This is a genomic window from Methylobacterium sp. (assembly GCF_019745455.1).
Classification (GTDB): Bacteria; Pseudomonadota; Alphaproteobacteria; order Rhizobiales; family Beijerinckiaceae; genus Methylobacterium.
This window is the reverse complement of record NZ_JAIETD010000054.1, coordinates 54,248-69,324: the sequence shown is the minus strand read 5'-3', so window position 1 is coordinate 69,324 and position 15,077 is coordinate 54,248. Positions and strand designations below refer to the sequence as shown.

Sequence of the window (15,077 nt, the reverse complement as noted above, 5' to 3'; positions counted from 1 at the left end):
CCGCATGGCCCGATGGCCACCCCAATCCCCGCCAAAGCGGTCCTCGAATTTACACCTCGTCCGCGGACGCTACCTTGAGGTGTTAGGTGAGGTGTCTAGTGACGTGTCTATGGGGATCTCTGGCAAGTGTGCGAGGTAATGTCGCCGGAGACCCCATGAGACCAAGTGTGCGAGGTAATGTGCGTGTGATGATCCTCAGGGGTGGATACATCAGGCCGCAATACGGACAGACGAGCCCTTGATGCGCTGCACCTTGGAGGCAACCGCGCGGGACGATCCACCTTCGCTGATGGGGTCAGTAACGACCAGTTGGCCGTCCTTACGGAGCATCCAGTTGCCCGTGTGAAGGTCCCAACGGGCCTTACCGTCGAACTCCCTCATCATGGCGACAAGGAACTGATCGATGCCGGGATAGAGATCGAGGACCGCGCGTATGACCCGCGTCTCCCTTGTGCTGTTGCGAACGAAGTTGTTGAACAGCTCCGTGGCCTCGCTGTGACCCAGAGAACGGTCTGAGCCGTAGACGGTCTCTTCCATGCGCTCCATCACGGCCACGTAGAAGCCCTTATGGCGCTTGAAGGAGTAGATGAGGGGCACGAAGGGTGACGGGTTAGCGTGCGCCCAGGCGGCGAACAGCGGCCACGGATCGGTGTCGCCAGCGTGGCACACCTTGATCACCTTGTTGCTCCCAGGCTTGCCGTAGACGGTGCTGAAGGCGCCGCTACCGAGGACCTTGAAGCCACGCTTGGTGAGGCGATTCCGATAGTCTTTGTCGTGCTTGAACAGGTCCGACCAGCGGGCCTTGGGCTTCGGGTGGTCGTAGGGACCGCTGTAGCGGTTCACAGCGCGGATGGCCTTGGGAGGTGCGCCAATGAGCCACCACGGCTGCATCACCTCCATCTCTCTCATCTGCTTCCACATCATCTCAGCGTCGAAGCGTATGGGCCTCTGACGCATTGTCACGGGCTTCTCTGGTCCCTTCTCAGGGACACCGAAGCGAGCCAGACGACCCTGCTCGATACGGCTACGGAAACCGGGCTCTTTGAACTTGGTCATCGGTCCTGCTCCTGATACCTCCACGCCACCGAAAGCCGTGTGGCGGTCCACCGTGTGGTGGTTCGTATGGACTACTCCTCACGGGTGGATACGTCAACCGAAAAGCAAAACCCGCCTACCGCAGAGGGCAGACGGGCTTGCTGGACTTAGGATTAGTGGGAGATCCGCAGGGGTGTATTCTAAGAGTTTCAGATTTTAAGTCTCGTGCGTCTACCGGTTTCGCCACGTCCGCATGAACCTGCGGTAGCGAGGGCTGAGCGGGAGATCAAGCGGTGCCGTCGGGGCTCCAGCCATAGAGCCAGGCGTAGCGCTCGCTCATCCGGGCGGGGCCGAGCCGGCGCATCACCGTATTGCGGGCAAAGCGCATGAGGCCTCCCGCATGGTAGGTTCGGCCGTTCGCGCGCGCCGCCTCGCGCACCTTGCGCACCCGGCCGGACCGGAGCCGGGCGTAAGCGTCGAGCGCGGCGGGAACCTCGCCCTGCACCAGGGCGCGGGCCAGCATCGCCCCATCCTCGATGGCCAGGGCCGCGCCTTGCGCCAGGAACGGCAGGATCGGATGGGCGGCGTCGCCGATCAGCGCGATCCTTCCCCGTGCCATCGGGCGGGCCGCCGGGCGGTCGACGAGGGACCAGACCAGCCAGGAATCGGGGATCGCCAGAAGCGCGGCGAGGACGGGTGCGGCCTGGTGCAGTCGGGCGCGCAAAACCGCCGGCTCGCCGAGCTGGCCCCAGCCCTCGCCCCCGAACTTCTCGGGGATCACCGCGACGATGTTGATCTGCTGCCCGCGCGAGACCGGATAATGCACGACGTGGTGGCCGCCGCCGAGCCAGAGCCCGGTCTCGTCGCCTTGCAGCTCCTCCGGTGCGGCCTCGCGTGGGACCATGGCGCGCCAGGCCGCCTGCCCGCAATGGCGCAGGGGCTTGGCATCGAGATGCTCGCGAAGGCGCGAGCGCACGCCATCGGCCCCAACGACGAGATCGGCCTCCAGCGTGTCGGTGCGAGCGCCATGACCGCTCTCCAGCGTCAGGCGCACGCCCGTTTCGGTTTCGGCAAGACCCGTGACCTCGCGTCCGACCATGAGGCGGATGCCGGCCCGTGCCCGCACCGCATCGAGAAGCAGCGTCTGAAGGTCGGCGCGGTGAATGACGTAGTAGGGCGCACCGAACCGCTCCTTGAACGGCGGGCCGAGCTGCACCCCGCCGAGGGGACGCGCGCTGGAGAGGTCGCGGATCGCCACACCCGGCGGCGCGTTGGCGGCGCGCCGCAGGGCCGACCCGAGCCCGAGTTCAATTAGAACGCGGCTGGCATTGGGCGAGAGCTGCAGCCCGGCCCCGACCTCGCTGAAACCGGTGCGACGCTCCACCAGGGTGACGCGGTGACCGGCGGCGTCGAGCGCCAGGGCGGCTGTCAGGCCGCCGATTCCCGCCCCGACGATGGCGATGCTTCGGTCCGTCACGGAACCGTCGCGCCCCTTACGCGGCCACCCCGTGCGCGACGCCGACCCGGTCGTCCCAGACGCATTCCGCGGGCTCCGCCCTGCCGGCCTTCAGGTCGGCGCGGAAGCGATAGAGGGTCGAGCAGTACTGGCAGATGATCTCATCGTCCGAGCCCATGTCGAGGAACACGTGCGGGTGGTCGAAGGGAGGCTTCGCTCCGATGCACATGAATTCGCGCGAACCGACATGGATGACGGGCACGCCGAGGTCGTTGTGGAAATGCGGTACGCCCGTATCAGCCATCGCTCGCGTTCCTGCCCATCCTAATTGCGGTCCCCATCGATCTACTCAATCGGATCGCGCAATCCTAGCCCGCTAGCGGGTTGGCGCCGCGGGCTCCGCGGCATACACTGAGGGATCGACGCGACGCGCCCTTCAAGACACCCGACATCACCATGCAGCAGGATCAAGCGAAGGCCGAGACCGGTCGGCGTTCACCCGAACCGCCGATCTATGGGCCTGAAGGCTTCGCGGGCATGCGCCGCGCCGGGCGCCTCACGGCGGAAGCCCTCGATCTCCTGATGGAGGCGACGGTGCCTGGCGTGACGACCGATGCGCTCGACCGGCTCGCCTACACCTTCGCGATGGATCACGGCGCCTACCCGGCTTCGCTCTTCTATCGCGGGTATACGAAGTCGATCTGCACCTCGATCAACCACGTCGTCTGCCATGGGATTCCCAACGACAAGCCCTTGCGCGAAGGCGACATCGTCAACCTCGACATCTGTCTGATCCTCGACGGCTGGCACGGGGATTCGAGCCGGATGGCCTATGTCGGCGAAGTTCCGCGCAAAGCCGCGCGCCTCGTCGAGATCACCTACGAATCGCTGATGCGCGGCATCGCGGCGATCAAGCCGGGTGGCACCACGAGCGATATCGGGCGGGGGATCCAGACCTATGCCGAGGCCGAGCGCTGCTCCGTGGTGCGCGATTTCTGCGGCCATGGCCTCGGGCGGACCTATCACGACGCGCCGACCATCCTGCACTATGTCGAGCCGAGCTACGACGTGACCCTGCGGCCGGGCCAGTTCTTCACCGTCGAGCCGATGATCAATCTCGGACGCCCAGCGGTGAAGATCCTCTCCGATGGCTGGACCGCAGTGACGCGCGATCGCTCGCTTTCGGCCCAGTTCGAGCACACCATCGGTGTCACCGAGACCGGCGCGGAGATCTTCACCCTCTCGCCGAAAGGCATGCATAAGCCGGTCGATATCGGAGCATGAGGGCGCGGCCATGAAGCCGCCCGCCCTCGAAATCTCGCCATCCGCGGCGGAAGGCTTGCCGTCTCAGGGGCAGGAGCAGCATTACCACGGACACCGTGAACGTTTGCGCGCCCGCTTCGCGCAAGGGGGTGCCGACGCCCTGCCCGATTACGAACTCCTCGAACTTGCCCTCTTCCGCGCCATCCCGCGGCGCGACGTGAAGCCCCTGGCCAAGGCGCTCATCCGACGTTTCGGCAGCTTCGCGGAAGTGCTCAGCGCCGAGCCGGCACGGCTCGCCGAGATCGATGGTGTCAGCGCAGGCGTCGTCGCCGACCTCAAGCTGATCGAAGCGGCAGGCCACCGCCTCGCCAAGGGCGCCATTGCGGCGCGTCCCCTGCTCTCGTCCTGGGCAGCCTTGATCGAATATTGCCGCGCGACGATGGCCTTCTCGCCCCGGGAGCAGTTCCGCGTCCTGTTCCTCGACAAGCGCAACCATCTCATCGCCGACGAAGTCCAGGGCCGCGGCACCGTCGATCATACGCCTGTCTATCCACGCGAGGTCGCACGCCGCGCCCTCGAACTCTCGGCGACCGCCATCATCCTCGCCCACAACCATCCCTCCGGGGATCCGACGCCCTCGGCGGCCGATATCCGCATGACTCGGGAGATCGTTTCGGTCCTCGACCCGCTCGGGATCATCGTCCATGATCACGTCATCCTCGGGCGAGAGGGTCATGCCAGCCTCAAGGGCCTCAAACTGATCTAACCTCCTGAGGTTGAGCGGAACGCGAGCGGAAACCACGGGTTCATCGATACGCTGCAGCTTGATTGGTTGCAGAAGTTCGAGAACTGGGACGCTTGCTGGTCCTTCGGCGATCCTTCGTCGGCGGAGTCCGGTAGATCTGCGGGGCCGCCGGTGGCGCGCCTCTTGCGACGATGCGGGCGGTCAAGGGGAGGCGCGCATGGCGCTCGTTGCGTACGACGAAATGAACGGCCTGGCCGTCGATGGCGCGAGCCCGGCCGAGGTGCGCGAGGCCTATGGCAGCCTGAAATCCTGGCTCGAAACGACCCCGCCCGAACACTTTAACACCCGTCGCAGCCAGGCCGAACTGCTGTTCCGGCGTATCGGCATCACCTTCGCGGTCTACGGCGCCAACGAATCGACCGAGCGGCTGATCCCCTTCGACATCATCCCGCGGGTCATCACCAAGCCGGAATGGGGTTTTCTGGAGCGCGGCCTGAAGCAGCGCGTCACAGCCATGAACGCCTTCCTGAAGGACATCTACGGCGCCCAGGAATGCGTGAAGGCGGGGATCGTCCCGGCCGATCTCGTCTATCGCAACCCGCATTACCGGATGGAGATGCGCGGCTTCGCGGTGCCGCACGACCTCTACGTCCAGATCGCCGGCATCGACATCGTCCGCACCGGCGAGAACGACTTCTTCGTCCTGGAGGACAATGCCCGCACGCCGTCGGGTGTCTCCTACATGCTGGAAAACCGCGAGGTGATGCTGCGGCTCTTCCCCGAGCTATTCTCGCGCCATCGCGTGGCGCCTGTGGAGAACTATCCCGATGCCTTGCTGGCGACTCTGCGCAGCCTCGCGCCGCAGACGGCGACCCGCGACCCCACAGTCGTGCTGCTGACCCCGGGCCGCTACAACTCGGCCTTCTATGAGCACTCCTTCCTGGCCGACAAGCTCGGCGTCGACCTCGTCGAGGCGTCGGACCTCTTCACCAAGGACGACGTCGTCTACATGCGCACGACCGAAGGGCCGCGGCGGGTCGACGTGATCTACCGCCGCCTCGACGACGACTTCCTCGATCCGCTCGTCTTCCGTCCTGATTCGGTGCTCGGCGTGCCCGGCCTCATGAACGCCTACGAGCGCGGCACCGTCACGCTGGCGAATGCTGTCGGCACCGGAATCGCCGACGACAAGGCGGTCTACAGCTACATGCCGGACATCATCAAATTCTTCACCGGCGAGGAGCCGATCCTGCACAACGTGCCGACCTATCGCTGCCGCGAGAAGGAGGCTTTTTCCTACGTCATGGACAACCTCGCCGAACTCGTCGTGAAAGAGGTCAACGGATCGGGCGGTTACGGCATGCTGGTCGGGCCGCACGCCACCAAGCGCGAGATCGAGGAGTTCGCCAAGAAGCTGCGTCACGCGCCGGACGGCTTCATCGCCCAGCCGACCCTCGCCCTCTCGACCTGCCCGACCTTCGTCGCCTCCGGTGTCGCCCCGCGCCACGTCGACCTGCGGCCGTTCGTGCTCTGCGGCGCAGACGAGATTCGCATCGTGCCTGGCGGCCTGACCCGCGTCGCCCTGAAGGAGGGCTCGCTGGTGGTGAATTCGAGCCAGGGGGGCGGCACCAAGGATACCTGGGTGCTCGACGCCTGATCGTCGTCCTAAGGCCACCGACCGCCTGTATCTGATACGGGCTCGTCTCAACCCCCGGCCCGGCGACGGTCCGGTCCGCCCGACAACGGAAGCCCATGCTCTCCCGGACTGCCGACAACCTGTACTGGCTCTCCCGCTACGTCGAGCGGGCCGAGTTCGTGGCGCGCATTCTCGACGCGGCGCACCGCCTCGCGGCCTTGCCGTCGAGCTATGGCGGCGGCGAGACCAACGAATGGGCCTCGGCCCTGGCCTCGGCCGGCGATCCGGAGGTGTTCAAGCCGCTTTACGGCAGCGTGAACGAGGCCACGGTCTGCAACTTCCTCGCCTTCAGCCCGCATAATCCATCCTCGATCCGCTCCTGCATCGAGACCGCGCGCGAGAATGCCCGCAGCGTCCGCACGGCGCTCACCACCGAGATGTGGGACGCCATCAACGGCGCCTGGCTAGAGCTTCGCAACTACGAGGGCCGTGACCTGAACCGCGAGGAGTTCTCGCATTTCCTCGACTGGGTGAAGGGCGTGTCACTGGCCTTCGACGGCTCGGCCTACCGGACGATGCTGCGCAACGACGCCTATTGGTTCACGCGGCTCGGCACCGCCATCGAACGCGCCGACAACACCGCCCGCATCCTCGACGTGAAGTACCGCATCCTCCTGCCCGATACCGAGCGGGTCGGCGGCAGTCTCGACTACTTCCAGTGGACCACGATCCTGCGCGAGGTCTCGGCCTTCAACGCCTATCACTGGGTCTACCGCGAGAGCGTCAAGCCGCTGCTGGTGGCCGATCTGCTGCTGTTGAACCGCCAGATGCCGCGCTCACTCGCCAATTGCTACGGCATGCTCGTGGAGCACCTCGACCTGGTCGCCGACGCGTACGGCCGGCGCGGCGCGAGCCAGCGCCTTGCCAGCAACACCCTGGCGCGGCTCGAGGGCGAGAATATCGAGCGAGTCTTCAACTCGGGCCTGCACGAGTTCGTTACCGCCTTCATCGCCGAGAACAATCGCCTCGGCGCGGCAATCATCGAACAATATCTGGTGTAGGGTCGAGACTGAGAGGCCCGCGCGACAAGGTTCCCGCATGCGCATTCGCGTCGTCCACGAGACCCAATACACCTACGAGCATCCGGCCCGCGGGCTGATCCAGGTGCTGAGATTGCGGCCGCGCGACCATGACGGGCAATATGTCCGCAAATGGCGGATCGAGCCTTCCGTGGACGGACGGATCAGCGAGCGCGAGGATGGATTCGGCAACGTCGTCCATTGGTTCACCGCCGACGAGCCGGCCGATGCGCTGACGATCCGCGTCGTCGGCGAAGTCGACACGAACGAGATGCACGGGATCGTCCGCGGCACGATCGAGCGGCTGCCGGACGTGTTCTACCTGCGCGATTCGGACCTCGCGGTCGCCAATTCCGAGATCCAGGCTTTCGCCAAGTCGGTGGCCGCAGCGGGTGACGCAGCGCCGCTCGCGATCCTGCATCGGCTCATGGCCGCCATTAGCGATCATATCGACTACGAGGCTGGTCCGGCGAGCGCGAGCACCAGCGCGGCCCAGTCCTTCGAGGCGCGCAAGGGCGTTTGCCAGGACATGGCTCACATCTTCATTGCCGCATCGCGGTTCTTGGAGATACCGGCTCGCTACGTTTCGGGCTATTTCCACCGCGCCGACGGGGTGATCGACCAGGAAGCAGGCCACGGCTGGGTCGAGGCCCTGGTGCCGGATCTCGGCTGGGTCGGGTTTGATCCGGCCAACTGCATCGGGACGACAGAGGCTCATATTCGGGTTGCGATCGGCCTCGACTACCTCGGGGCCGCGCCGATCCGTGGTAGCCGCATGGGCGGAGGCACCGAAACTCTGGACGTGCGGCTGCGCGTCGAAGAACAAGCCCAGGCTCAGCAAAGTCAGTCTCAAGGCTGATCCCTCCTTCGCGTGACCGCCCGTTGATGTACGCTGGACACGGTGGTCCTGTACGCGTGGTCCCGGCATCAGGCCCGATCACACCCGACGCGCGTGTCCCAAGCCGACGTAGCACCTGTAGCGGCCTACTTCACCCGACCTTAGGATGATTCTGCTCATTAGATATCTCTAAGGTGGCATCCTCTCCCCGCGGATCGGACCTCCTGAAAGCACAGCCAGGGCGATAGAGATGTCTACACGCGGGCAACGACTCGTCGAAGCGATGGAAAAACGCAAAATGCAGAAACAGCTTGCACTTGCTTATAGTCTGGGAGTGAACGAAAGCACAGTTACGCGCTGGAAAAACGACGGACCCATGTCGATCGACAATGCAATATCAGTTTGCCGATATCTGGATGTATCACTGGATTGGTTTCTAACTGGCGATGGGAATATCGACCAGCATAAACCATCGCTGACTCAATACGATAATGGCGACGATAAACTCGTTGCTTCGTTTCATCGTTTGGCACAGCGCATGAACGAGACAGCGAAAGCCCCTCTCCTGAATTTCTTCGATTCATTCCCTGAGATATGATGTCGACAGGTTGCGCAACGCGCAAGAAACCGTATGCCCGATTGCGCTGCGCGCAACCAAGATAAGAACCTCGGTCTCATTTTCTATCTATGGTTTCGATGGGTCAGTCGCCGAATGAGCGGTTCGGTGCACCCAATGCGAACATTCAGGATACGGAAATGCCAACACCGATCACGATCAACGTCAAAAATATGAGCTCTACTCCCCAGAGCTTTTTCTTCTTTCAGGCTCCTGCGATCTATTCAGGCGGAACGAACGTTTACACAAACAGTCTCTATACACAGACGCTGCTTCCTTACAGCACGTCCGGAGCAGTGCTGACATTCTCGCTCATACTCCAGTTTCTGGCGGGTGTTCAGCAGCAGGTTTCGCCCCCGGTCGTCGGTCAGCCTTCGGGACAACTGGCGGCGAGCCAGCCGATCGGCCTGACGCCAGCAGCCGGCGGGACGCCAACGAACAACACCACGACCATGCTCCTGCCGTCGCTGGGATTGACCGTTCCGGTGTCCACGCAGGGTCCGCAGGCCGGGTCCTTTCGCATCATCACGCCGCCGTACAATCCCGTCCTGCAGAGCTACAATGCGGGCTCTGCGATCCAAACCGTATCGGGCGGCGTCACGCTGTCGAACTTCGTCACCGCGACACCCAACAGCAACCTGGATTGCCAGCCCGTGCTGCAGTTCTATGTCGCGACCGGGACCTATACTCCCGGTACGGTGATGAACTTCACGTCGTCATCGGCGACCGCGGCGCTCTGCGATGCGACGCCTGGATATACGACGTTCAATGTCGCCTATAACGCTGACGGGACGTGGTCCGTCACACCCTTCGCGCTCTTCAGTCTGTCGGACGCCGACGATTGGTCCGGTATCGTGCCAGGACCAAATGCAGAGGTCAGAAACGAAGCGGGAACCGCGACCATATCCACCGGTAGCGCCGCCAACTTCCTTTCACCGGTCACGGTCACGAATCTGAGTAACCCGAATGCCATCCAGGTGTACGGAGAATACCCGGTTGGTCCGACCGGAGGGCCGTACCGCGGATTGATGTGTACGAGCAACGCGGCCGGAACCGCGATCTTCAGCTAGACGTCGATCTCGTGACTCGATCCCGCCTTTAATCTGTAGTCTGTAAGTGTTTGCCGGGGAGCGATAACTAAGCTCCCCGGACGGCCATGGCGTCGTTGCGTCGTTGTACAAGACGGTCATCACGTGAGGCCGGCGGCGACCCTTGCGACGCGACAAGGGGCATGCCATCGACATCGACTGACCGTCCATCGACCCCAATGAGGCTGCGCGATGACCTACTGCGTCGGGCTCCTCGTCGAGGACGGGCTCGTGATGATCGCCGACACCCGCACCAATGCGGGGCTCGACAACATCTCGACCTACCGCAAGCTCCACCATTTCAACGTGCCGGGCGAACGCGTGATGATGCTGGCTTCCGCCGGCAACCTGTCGATGACGCAATCGGTGCTGAGTATGCTCTCCGAGGGTGTCGACGACCGCGAGGGCGAGGCGTTCCAGACGATCCTGCAACAGCCGACCATGTTCAAGGCGGCCCAGCTCGTCGGCAGAGCGATCCGCAGGGTGCGCGCGATCGAGCGCGAGGGCTTCGAATCCGCGAACCTCCGGATGGACGTGTCGTTCCTGTTCGGCGGGCAGATCGGCTCGGAGCCGATGCGGCTGTTCATGATCTATTCGGCCGGCAATTTCATTGAGTGCAGCCGGGATGCTCCGTTCCTGCAGGTCGGCGAACATAAATACGGCAAGCCCATCCTCGATCGCGCCGTGAAATACGAGACCGACCTCTACGACGCCCTCAAGGTCGGGCTCGTCTCGATGGATTCGACCATGCGCTCGAACCTCGGCGTCGGATTGCCGATCGACATCGCAGTCTCGCGGGTCGGCTCCCTCGACACGGAAGTCAACTACCGGATCGAGGCGGGCGAGAGCTATTTTCACGACCTGCGCGAGCGTTGGTCGGCGGCCCTTCGGGCGGCGCACCGGGCAATCCCGCGACCGCCCTATGGTCCCTCCGGACGCTGATTCAATGCCTGCAGCAAGTCGAGAGCCGCAGCTCCAGGATCCGCCGTCCGCATCAGGCCGCCCATGATCGCGATGCCGGCGGCACCCGCGTCGCGGCAGTCGCCCACCGTGTCCGGCGAGATGCCGCCTAGGGCGACGATTGACATGCCGGACGCGCTCGCCGAGCGGATCGCCTCGGTCCCGAGGGCGGGACCGTAGCCAGGCTTGCTCGCCGTCGCGAAGATCGGGCTGAGGGTACAATAATCTGCGCCGGCACGCGCTGCGGCCTCCACCTCGCGGAGGCTGTGCGCCGAGATGCCGATAAGGCCGTCGGGCAGGAGATCGCGGGCACGGCGGATCTCGTCCGGGGCGGCCCCACCCGGCAGGTGAACACCGTCCGCGTCGATCGCCGCCGCCATGGCTGCGTCGCCACCGAGGCTGAATGTCCCGCCGATGGCCCGCACCGGCTCCATGACAGCGACGGCGAGGCCCAATCGGTCCCCGCCATCCATGTCGCGTTCACGGAACCAGACCCAGCGGCCTCCGGCGGCCATAACGGAGTCGATGGTGGCAACCAAAGAAAGGTTTCCGCACGCGAGACGATCCGTCACCACCAGCAGCGGCGACGGCAGTGCCGTCACGAACCGACAAGCCCCAGCTGAGGGCTCGACGGCTCGGCCCGTCCTCGTCGCGGGATACGCCCGGCGAGATGCGCCTCGCGGCCCGCCTCGACCGCGTGGCGCATCGCCCGGGCCATCCGTACCGGGTCGTCGGCCTTCGCTACCGCGGTATTGAGGAGACACCCGGCAGCGCCGAGTTCCATCGCGATCACCGCGTCGGACGCCGTCCCGATCCCGGCATCGACGATGACGGGGACGCCCGCTCGCCGGCAGATCAGTTCGAGGTTGGCAGGGTTGGCGATTCCCATGCCCGATCCGATCAGCGAGCCCATCGGCATCACCGCGGCACAGCCGATATCTTCGAGGCGCTGGCAGGTGACGGGATCGTCGTTGCAATAGGGCAGCACCGTGAAGCCGTCATCGACGAGATGCCGGCAGGCGGCGATGAGTTCGGCGACATCCGGATAAAGCGTCTCGCGGTCTCCGATGACCTCGACCTTGATCCAGGTAGTGTCGAGGGCCTCGCGGGCGAGCTCCGCCGTCATGATCGCGTCGCGAGCGGTCTCGCAGCCGGCGGTATTGGGCAGGAAGCGAAAGCCCTTCAGCCGCTTGACCGTGTCCGAGCCGTGCCCGGCCAGCGAGACCCTACGGATCGAGGCGGTCACCACCTCGGCTCCCGACGCTTCGACCGCATCGACCATGATGCTCTGCGTCGGGTATCCCGCCGTGCCGATGAACAGCCGCGAGGCGAGTCTGATCCCGGCGATGACGAGCGGCGCGTCGGCGGTATTCGTCGTTGCAGTCATCCTGTCATCCCCCCTGCATGGCGCGCACGATCTCGACCCGATCGCCATCGACGAGCGTTGTCTCCGCCCAGTCACGGCGGCGCACGACGCGGCCGTTGAGTGCGATGGCGATGCCCTGCGGGCTCTCGATGCCGGTCTCTTCGGCCTCGATCCGGAACAGGGTCTCGATGTCGCGCACCTCGTACTCGCGCGGTGTTCCGTTGACGGTGAGCTTCATGCCGATTGCCTCTCGGGCTCCCTGACGGGCAGCCTGAAGCGGGCAACGCCGAAATTCCTGGCAAAGGCCGGCAGTTCTCCGGTCGCGATCAGCGCCGTCACCGCGTCGGCAGTCGCCGGTGTCAGGAGGTATCCGTTACGATGGTGCCCCGTGGCGACGACGAGGCCCGGTGCCAATTCGTCGACGATCGGCGCGTCGTCGTCCGAGGTCGGGCGATAGCCGCTCCACATGGCGGTGACCTCCATCTCCTCGATGCCCGGAAGGACGCGCCGGGCGCCTTCCAGCACGGCGTAGAGGCCTCCTGCGGTGAGGCCGGAGCGGAAACCGCAATCCTCGACCGTCGCTCCGACGATGAGATCGCCGTCGCCCTTCGGCGCCATGTGGACCTGCTCGGTCCAGACCATGTGGGTCAGCGTGCCGGTACGAGGGGTGGTCTTCACGGCCAGAGCCTGACCCTTGATTGGTCGGACCGGCAGGGCGAGTTCGGCAGGCAGCAGGCCTTCCGCGCCGCTCCAGGCGCCGGAAGCGAGAATGACGGTCTCGGCCTGGACGTGACCCTCCGGTGTCCTCACGCCGCGAACCCGGCCTGCTGCCCAATCGAGGGCCTCGACCGTACAGGGCGCTACCAGGGTGACACCCGCTCTGCGGCAAGCCCTGGTGAGGGCGGCCATGACCCTGCGCGGATCGACCTGATGGTCGTCCTCGCACAGGATGCCGGCACTGACGGAAGGGCGAAGCATCGGCTCGCGCTCGCGTGCATCCGGTCCCGAGAGCCAGCGCGTGCGGATGCCGGAGCGGGTCTGCAGGCTATGACGGAAGCGCAGGCGCTCGACTTCGTCGCGCCCGATGGCGAGGACGAGAGTCCCGTGGGTGCGATAGTCGATGTCGAGGCCGGATGCCGCCTGGAGATCATCGCGGAAACCCGGCCAGCGGGCGAGGCTGTCGAGAGCGAGCGGCAGGAGCGGATCGGAGCCGGGTTCGTGCTCTGCTGCAGGAGCCAGCATGCCGGTGGCGGCGAGACTTGCCCCGGCGCCGATTCTGGCGCGCTCCAGCACCGTCACCGAGCGACCAGTTTGCGCCAGGCGCCATGCGATCGACAGACCGATGATGCCGGCCCCGACGACGGCGACGTCGGCCCGTGCCGGCAAGCTCGCCGACGTCCAGGCTTCGCCTAGCTGGCGTCGCGCTCCGATGGTGGTTGGCTGATCCGCCACGAGTCTCTCCGCGTCTGGCCGCAGAGAAAGGAGTCCATTCGCCCCGTTTCGAGGAGCAAGCCGGGCCTCGATCAAGACCCGCGGTCCAATCCCTACGCCGGTATGAGCCGGTTCAGGTTCGAAGGATTTCCGCGCCGCCGGGCCTCATGCGAGCCGGCTCATCGGTTTCTCAGCCCCTTGTCGGGGATCTCCCTGGAACATCCCTGATGTGGTCTCAACAGGTGCCGCGGTCAATCCCTCACTCAGGACGAAGCAGGGCGGGAGGGCCGATACACCATCATGGCTTCGCGGAAGCCGTCGAGTTGGTGCTCGCCGAGCGGTTCGGGATGGCCCCAGAGAAAATCGACGAAGGGTTTGGACATCAGCAGCGGCTCGCCGAGCTGCTTGTTGAGCTGCGCCAGCCGGCTCGCGAGATTCACGTCGCGGCCGATCACGGTGAAGTCGAGGCGAGCGCCTGAACCGACATTGCCATAGGCCGCCTCCCCGTGATGGAGGGCGATGCCAGCCTCAACCGGATTGGCGAATCGGTCATGCGCATTCGCATCGTCGAGAGCCTTCAAAGCGTTCTGCGCTGCGGTGAGGGCGCCCTTGGCCGCCGTGCCGAGGTCGTCGCCGCGCTCGCGAAAGATCGCCAGCAACCCGTCGCCGAGGTATTTCAGCACCTCGCCACCCTCCCGCTCGATCGCGGGCACGAGGCAGTCGAAGAACACGTTGAGGAGCGAAACAGCCTCCTCGGGCGTCAGGTCGGCGGAAATCCGGGTGTAGTCGCGCATATCGGCGAACAGGATGGCCGACCGGATGCGGCGGACCTGTCCGCGGCGGATGTCGCCGGCCAGGATCGCCGTATGCGGCTCGTCGCCGACATAGATCCGCAAGACCTGGTCGAGGGTCTTGTTGACGATCCGCATCTCCATCACGGCCGCCAGCGTCGGCATGACGAAGCGAAGGATTGCGATATCGTCGTCGCGGAACCCGTCCGGGGAGCGCGTGGCGAAGGTGATGCCGTTGCGGGTGCCGTTGGTGAAGAACAACGGCGCCACCACGTAATGGGTGTAGCCGGCCGCCTTCAGCTCTGGCAGCACCGAGTAGAGGCCGTCGGGCGTATCGGCGAGATCAAGGATCAGCCATTCGCCGGTCTCGTGGACGGTGAAGAATGGGCTCTCGCGATAGGCCTTGTCGGAGGCCTCACCGTGCGGGAAAAGCCGCACCGACGACCCCTCCTCAGGCGTCCAGTAGCGGCCGACGCCGGAATATTCCGAGTGCAGGGTATCGATCGCGGTCGTGGCGCGTTCGATGGGCACGCCGAGTTTGATCAAGCGTTCCGACAGACCTGCGACGAGGTCATCGGCCTTGGGTAGCCGGGCGCCCTCGCTGAGAAGCCAGTCGCGTACGGCAACGCAAGCCTGAAGCGAGCCAAACGGGACGTCGTTGGCCTCCGATCCATCGGCGTCGGCGGTCGGCTGTGGCGGAGCGCGGTCGAGCATACGGCCTAGGTGGGTCGTGTGTCCCTCAACGACAACCGGTAGAGATCCGATCGTCATCG

16 protein-coding genes and 1 riboswitch are annotated in these 15,077 nt (G+C 65.1%); of the genes, 8 read left to right on the top strand and 8 right to left on the bottom strand.

Features of this window, described 5'->3' with window-relative positions:
• Positions 1-210: 210 nt before the first annotated feature.
• From K2Y56_RS13705 to K2Y56_RS13695, 3 genes are all read right to left on the bottom strand, one after another.
• Positions 211-1,056 (bottom strand): hypothetical protein, encoded by an 846-nt coding sequence (locus tag K2Y56_RS13705; protein ID WP_292508260.1) that lies wholly within the window; start codon positions 1,054-1,056, stop codon positions 211-213.
• 265 nt (positions 1,057-1,321) lie between these two features.
• Entirely contained in the window at positions 1,322-2,512 is a 1,191-nt protein-coding gene (locus K2Y56_RS13700) for an FAD-dependent monooxygenase (RefSeq protein ID WP_292508257.1), read from the bottom strand.
• 16 nt (positions 2,513-2,528) lie between these two features.
• Positions 2,529-2,795: a zinc-finger domain-containing protein gene (locus tag K2Y56_RS13695; RefSeq protein WP_292508255.1), complete on the bottom strand. Its 267-nt coding sequence runs from the start codon at positions 2,793-2,795 to the stop codon at positions 2,529-2,531.
• A gap of 152 nt (positions 2,796-2,947) precedes the next feature.
• On the opposite strand from K2Y56_RS13695, the gene map reads away from it, so the two are divergent.
• The 8 genes from map to K2Y56_RS13655 all read left to right on the top strand — a co-directional run bounded on the left by map (position 2,948) and on the right by K2Y56_RS13655 (position 10,698).
• Positions 2,948-3,775 carry a type I methionyl aminopeptidase gene (gene map, locus K2Y56_RS13690; RefSeq protein ID WP_292508253.1) on the top strand — a complete coding sequence of 276 codons (828 nt, stop codon included), beginning with the start codon at positions 2,948-2,950 and terminating at the stop codon, positions 3,773-3,775.
• A gap of 10 nt (positions 3,776-3,785) precedes the next feature.
• Entirely contained in the window at positions 3,786-4,520 is a 735-nt protein-coding gene (gene radC, locus K2Y56_RS13685) for a DNA repair protein RadC (protein ID WP_292508250.1), read from the top strand.
• A gap of 196 nt (positions 4,521-4,716) precedes the next feature.
• Positions 4,717-6,156 carry a circularly permuted type 2 ATP-grasp protein gene (locus tag K2Y56_RS13680; protein ID WP_292508247.1) on the top strand — a complete coding sequence of 480 codons (1,440 nt, stop codon included), beginning with the start codon at positions 4,717-4,719 and terminating at the stop codon, positions 6,154-6,156.
• Between the two features lie 95 nt (positions 6,157-6,251).
• Positions 6,252-7,196 carry an alpha-E domain-containing protein gene (locus K2Y56_RS13675; RefSeq protein WP_292508245.1) on the top strand — a complete coding sequence of 315 codons (945 nt, stop codon included), beginning with the start codon at positions 6,252-6,254 and terminating at the stop codon, positions 7,194-7,196.
• A gap of 37 nt (positions 7,197-7,233) precedes the next feature.
• Entirely contained in the window at positions 7,234-8,073 is an 840-nt protein-coding gene (locus K2Y56_RS13670) for a transglutaminase family protein (protein WP_292508242.1), read from the top strand.
• 229 nt (positions 8,074-8,302) lie between these two features.
• Positions 8,303-8,650, top strand: a complete 348-nt coding sequence (locus K2Y56_RS13665; protein ID WP_292508240.1) for a helix-turn-helix transcriptional regulator — start codon at positions 8,303-8,305, stop codon at positions 8,648-8,650.
• A gap of 158 nt (positions 8,651-8,808) precedes the next feature.
• A complete protein-coding gene (locus K2Y56_RS13660) occupies positions 8,809-9,738 on the top strand; it encodes a hypothetical protein (protein WP_292508237.1) in 930 nt (309 codons plus the stop codon).
• 210 nt (positions 9,739-9,948) lie between these two features.
• Positions 9,949-10,698: a peptidase gene (locus K2Y56_RS13655; protein WP_292508234.1), complete on the top strand. Its 750-nt coding sequence runs from the start codon at positions 9,949-9,951 to the stop codon at positions 10,696-10,698.
• Here the strand turns inward: K2Y56_RS13655 and K2Y56_RS13650 are convergent.
• The 5 genes from K2Y56_RS13650 to K2Y56_RS13630 form a co-directional block, all read right to left on the bottom strand.
• Positions 10,677-11,318, bottom strand: coding sequence for a thiamine phosphate synthase (locus K2Y56_RS13650; protein WP_292508232.1), 642 nt, complete (start codon positions 11,316-11,318; stop codon positions 10,677-10,679). The genes K2Y56_RS13655 and K2Y56_RS13650 overlap by 22 nt on opposite strands.
• Positions 11,315-12,103: a thiazole synthase gene (locus tag K2Y56_RS13645; RefSeq protein ID WP_292508230.1), complete on the bottom strand. Its 789-nt coding sequence runs from the start codon at positions 12,101-12,103 to the stop codon at positions 11,315-11,317. The genes K2Y56_RS13650 and K2Y56_RS13645 overlap by 4 nt, the downstream gene beginning before the upstream one ends.
• Positions 12,104-12,107: 4 nt before the next feature.
• Positions 12,108-12,320: a sulfur carrier protein ThiS gene (gene thiS / locus K2Y56_RS13640; RefSeq protein ID WP_292508227.1), complete on the bottom strand. Its 213-nt coding sequence runs from the start codon at positions 12,318-12,320 to the stop codon at positions 12,108-12,110.
• On the bottom strand, positions 12,317-13,534 hold the full coding sequence (gene thiO, locus K2Y56_RS13635) for a glycine oxidase ThiO (protein WP_292508224.1): 1,218 nt from the start codon (positions 13,532-13,534) through the stop codon (positions 12,317-12,319). The genes thiS and thiO overlap by 4 nt, the downstream gene beginning before the upstream one ends.
• A gap of 71 nt (positions 13,535-13,605) precedes the next feature.
• Positions 13,606-13,737, bottom strand: a riboswitch (TPP riboswitch).
• A gap of 39 nt (positions 13,738-13,776) precedes the next feature.
• Positions 13,777-15,018 carry an adenylate/guanylate cyclase domain-containing protein gene (locus K2Y56_RS13630; protein WP_292508222.1) on the bottom strand — a complete coding sequence of 414 codons (1,242 nt, stop codon included), beginning with the start codon at positions 15,016-15,018 and terminating at the stop codon, positions 13,777-13,779.
• Positions 15,019-15,077: the final 59 nt, after the last annotated feature.

Coding starts and splice junctions, on each gene's coding strand:
- K2Y56_RS13705 (WP_292508260.1), bottom strand. CDS start 1,056: ATGACCAAGTTCAAAGAGCCCGGTTTCCGTAGCCGTATCGAGCAGGGT.
- K2Y56_RS13695 (WP_292508255.1), bottom strand. CDS start 2,795: ATGGCTGATACGGGCGTACCGCATTTCCACAACGACCTCGGCGTGCCC.
- map (WP_292508253.1), top strand. CDS start 2,948: ATGCAGCAGGATCAAGCGAAGGCCGAGACCGGTCGGCGTTCACCCGAA.
- radC (WP_292508250.1), top strand. CDS start 3,786: ATGAAGCCGCCCGCCCTCGAAATCTCGCCATCCGCGGCGGAAGGCTTG.
- K2Y56_RS13680 (WP_292508247.1), top strand. CDS start 4,717: ATGGCGCTCGTTGCGTACGACGAAATGAACGGCCTGGCCGTCGATGGC.
- K2Y56_RS13675 (WP_292508245.1), top strand. CDS start 6,252: ATGCTCTCCCGGACTGCCGACAACCTGTACTGGCTCTCCCGCTACGTC.
- K2Y56_RS13670 (WP_292508242.1), top strand. CDS start 7,234: ATGCGCATTCGCGTCGTCCACGAGACCCAATACACCTACGAGCATCCG.
- K2Y56_RS13665 (WP_292508240.1), top strand. CDS start 8,303: ATGTCTACACGCGGGCAACGACTCGTCGAAGCGATGGAAAAACGCAAA.
- K2Y56_RS13660 (WP_292508237.1), top strand. CDS start 8,809: ATGCCAACACCGATCACGATCAACGTCAAAAATATGAGCTCTACTCCC.
- K2Y56_RS13655 (WP_292508234.1), top strand. CDS start 9,949: ATGACCTACTGCGTCGGGCTCCTCGTCGAGGACGGGCTCGTGATGATC.
- K2Y56_RS13645 (WP_292508230.1), bottom strand. CDS start 12,103: ATGACTGCAACGACGAATACCGCCGACGCGCCGCTCGTCATCGCCGGG.
- thiS (WP_292508227.1), bottom strand. CDS start 12,320: ATGAAGCTCACCGTCAACGGAACACCGCGCGAGTACGAGGTGCGCGAC.
- K2Y56_RS13630 (WP_292508222.1), bottom strand. CDS start 15,018: ATGCTCGACCGCGCTCCGCCACAGCCGACCGCCGACGCCGATGGATCG.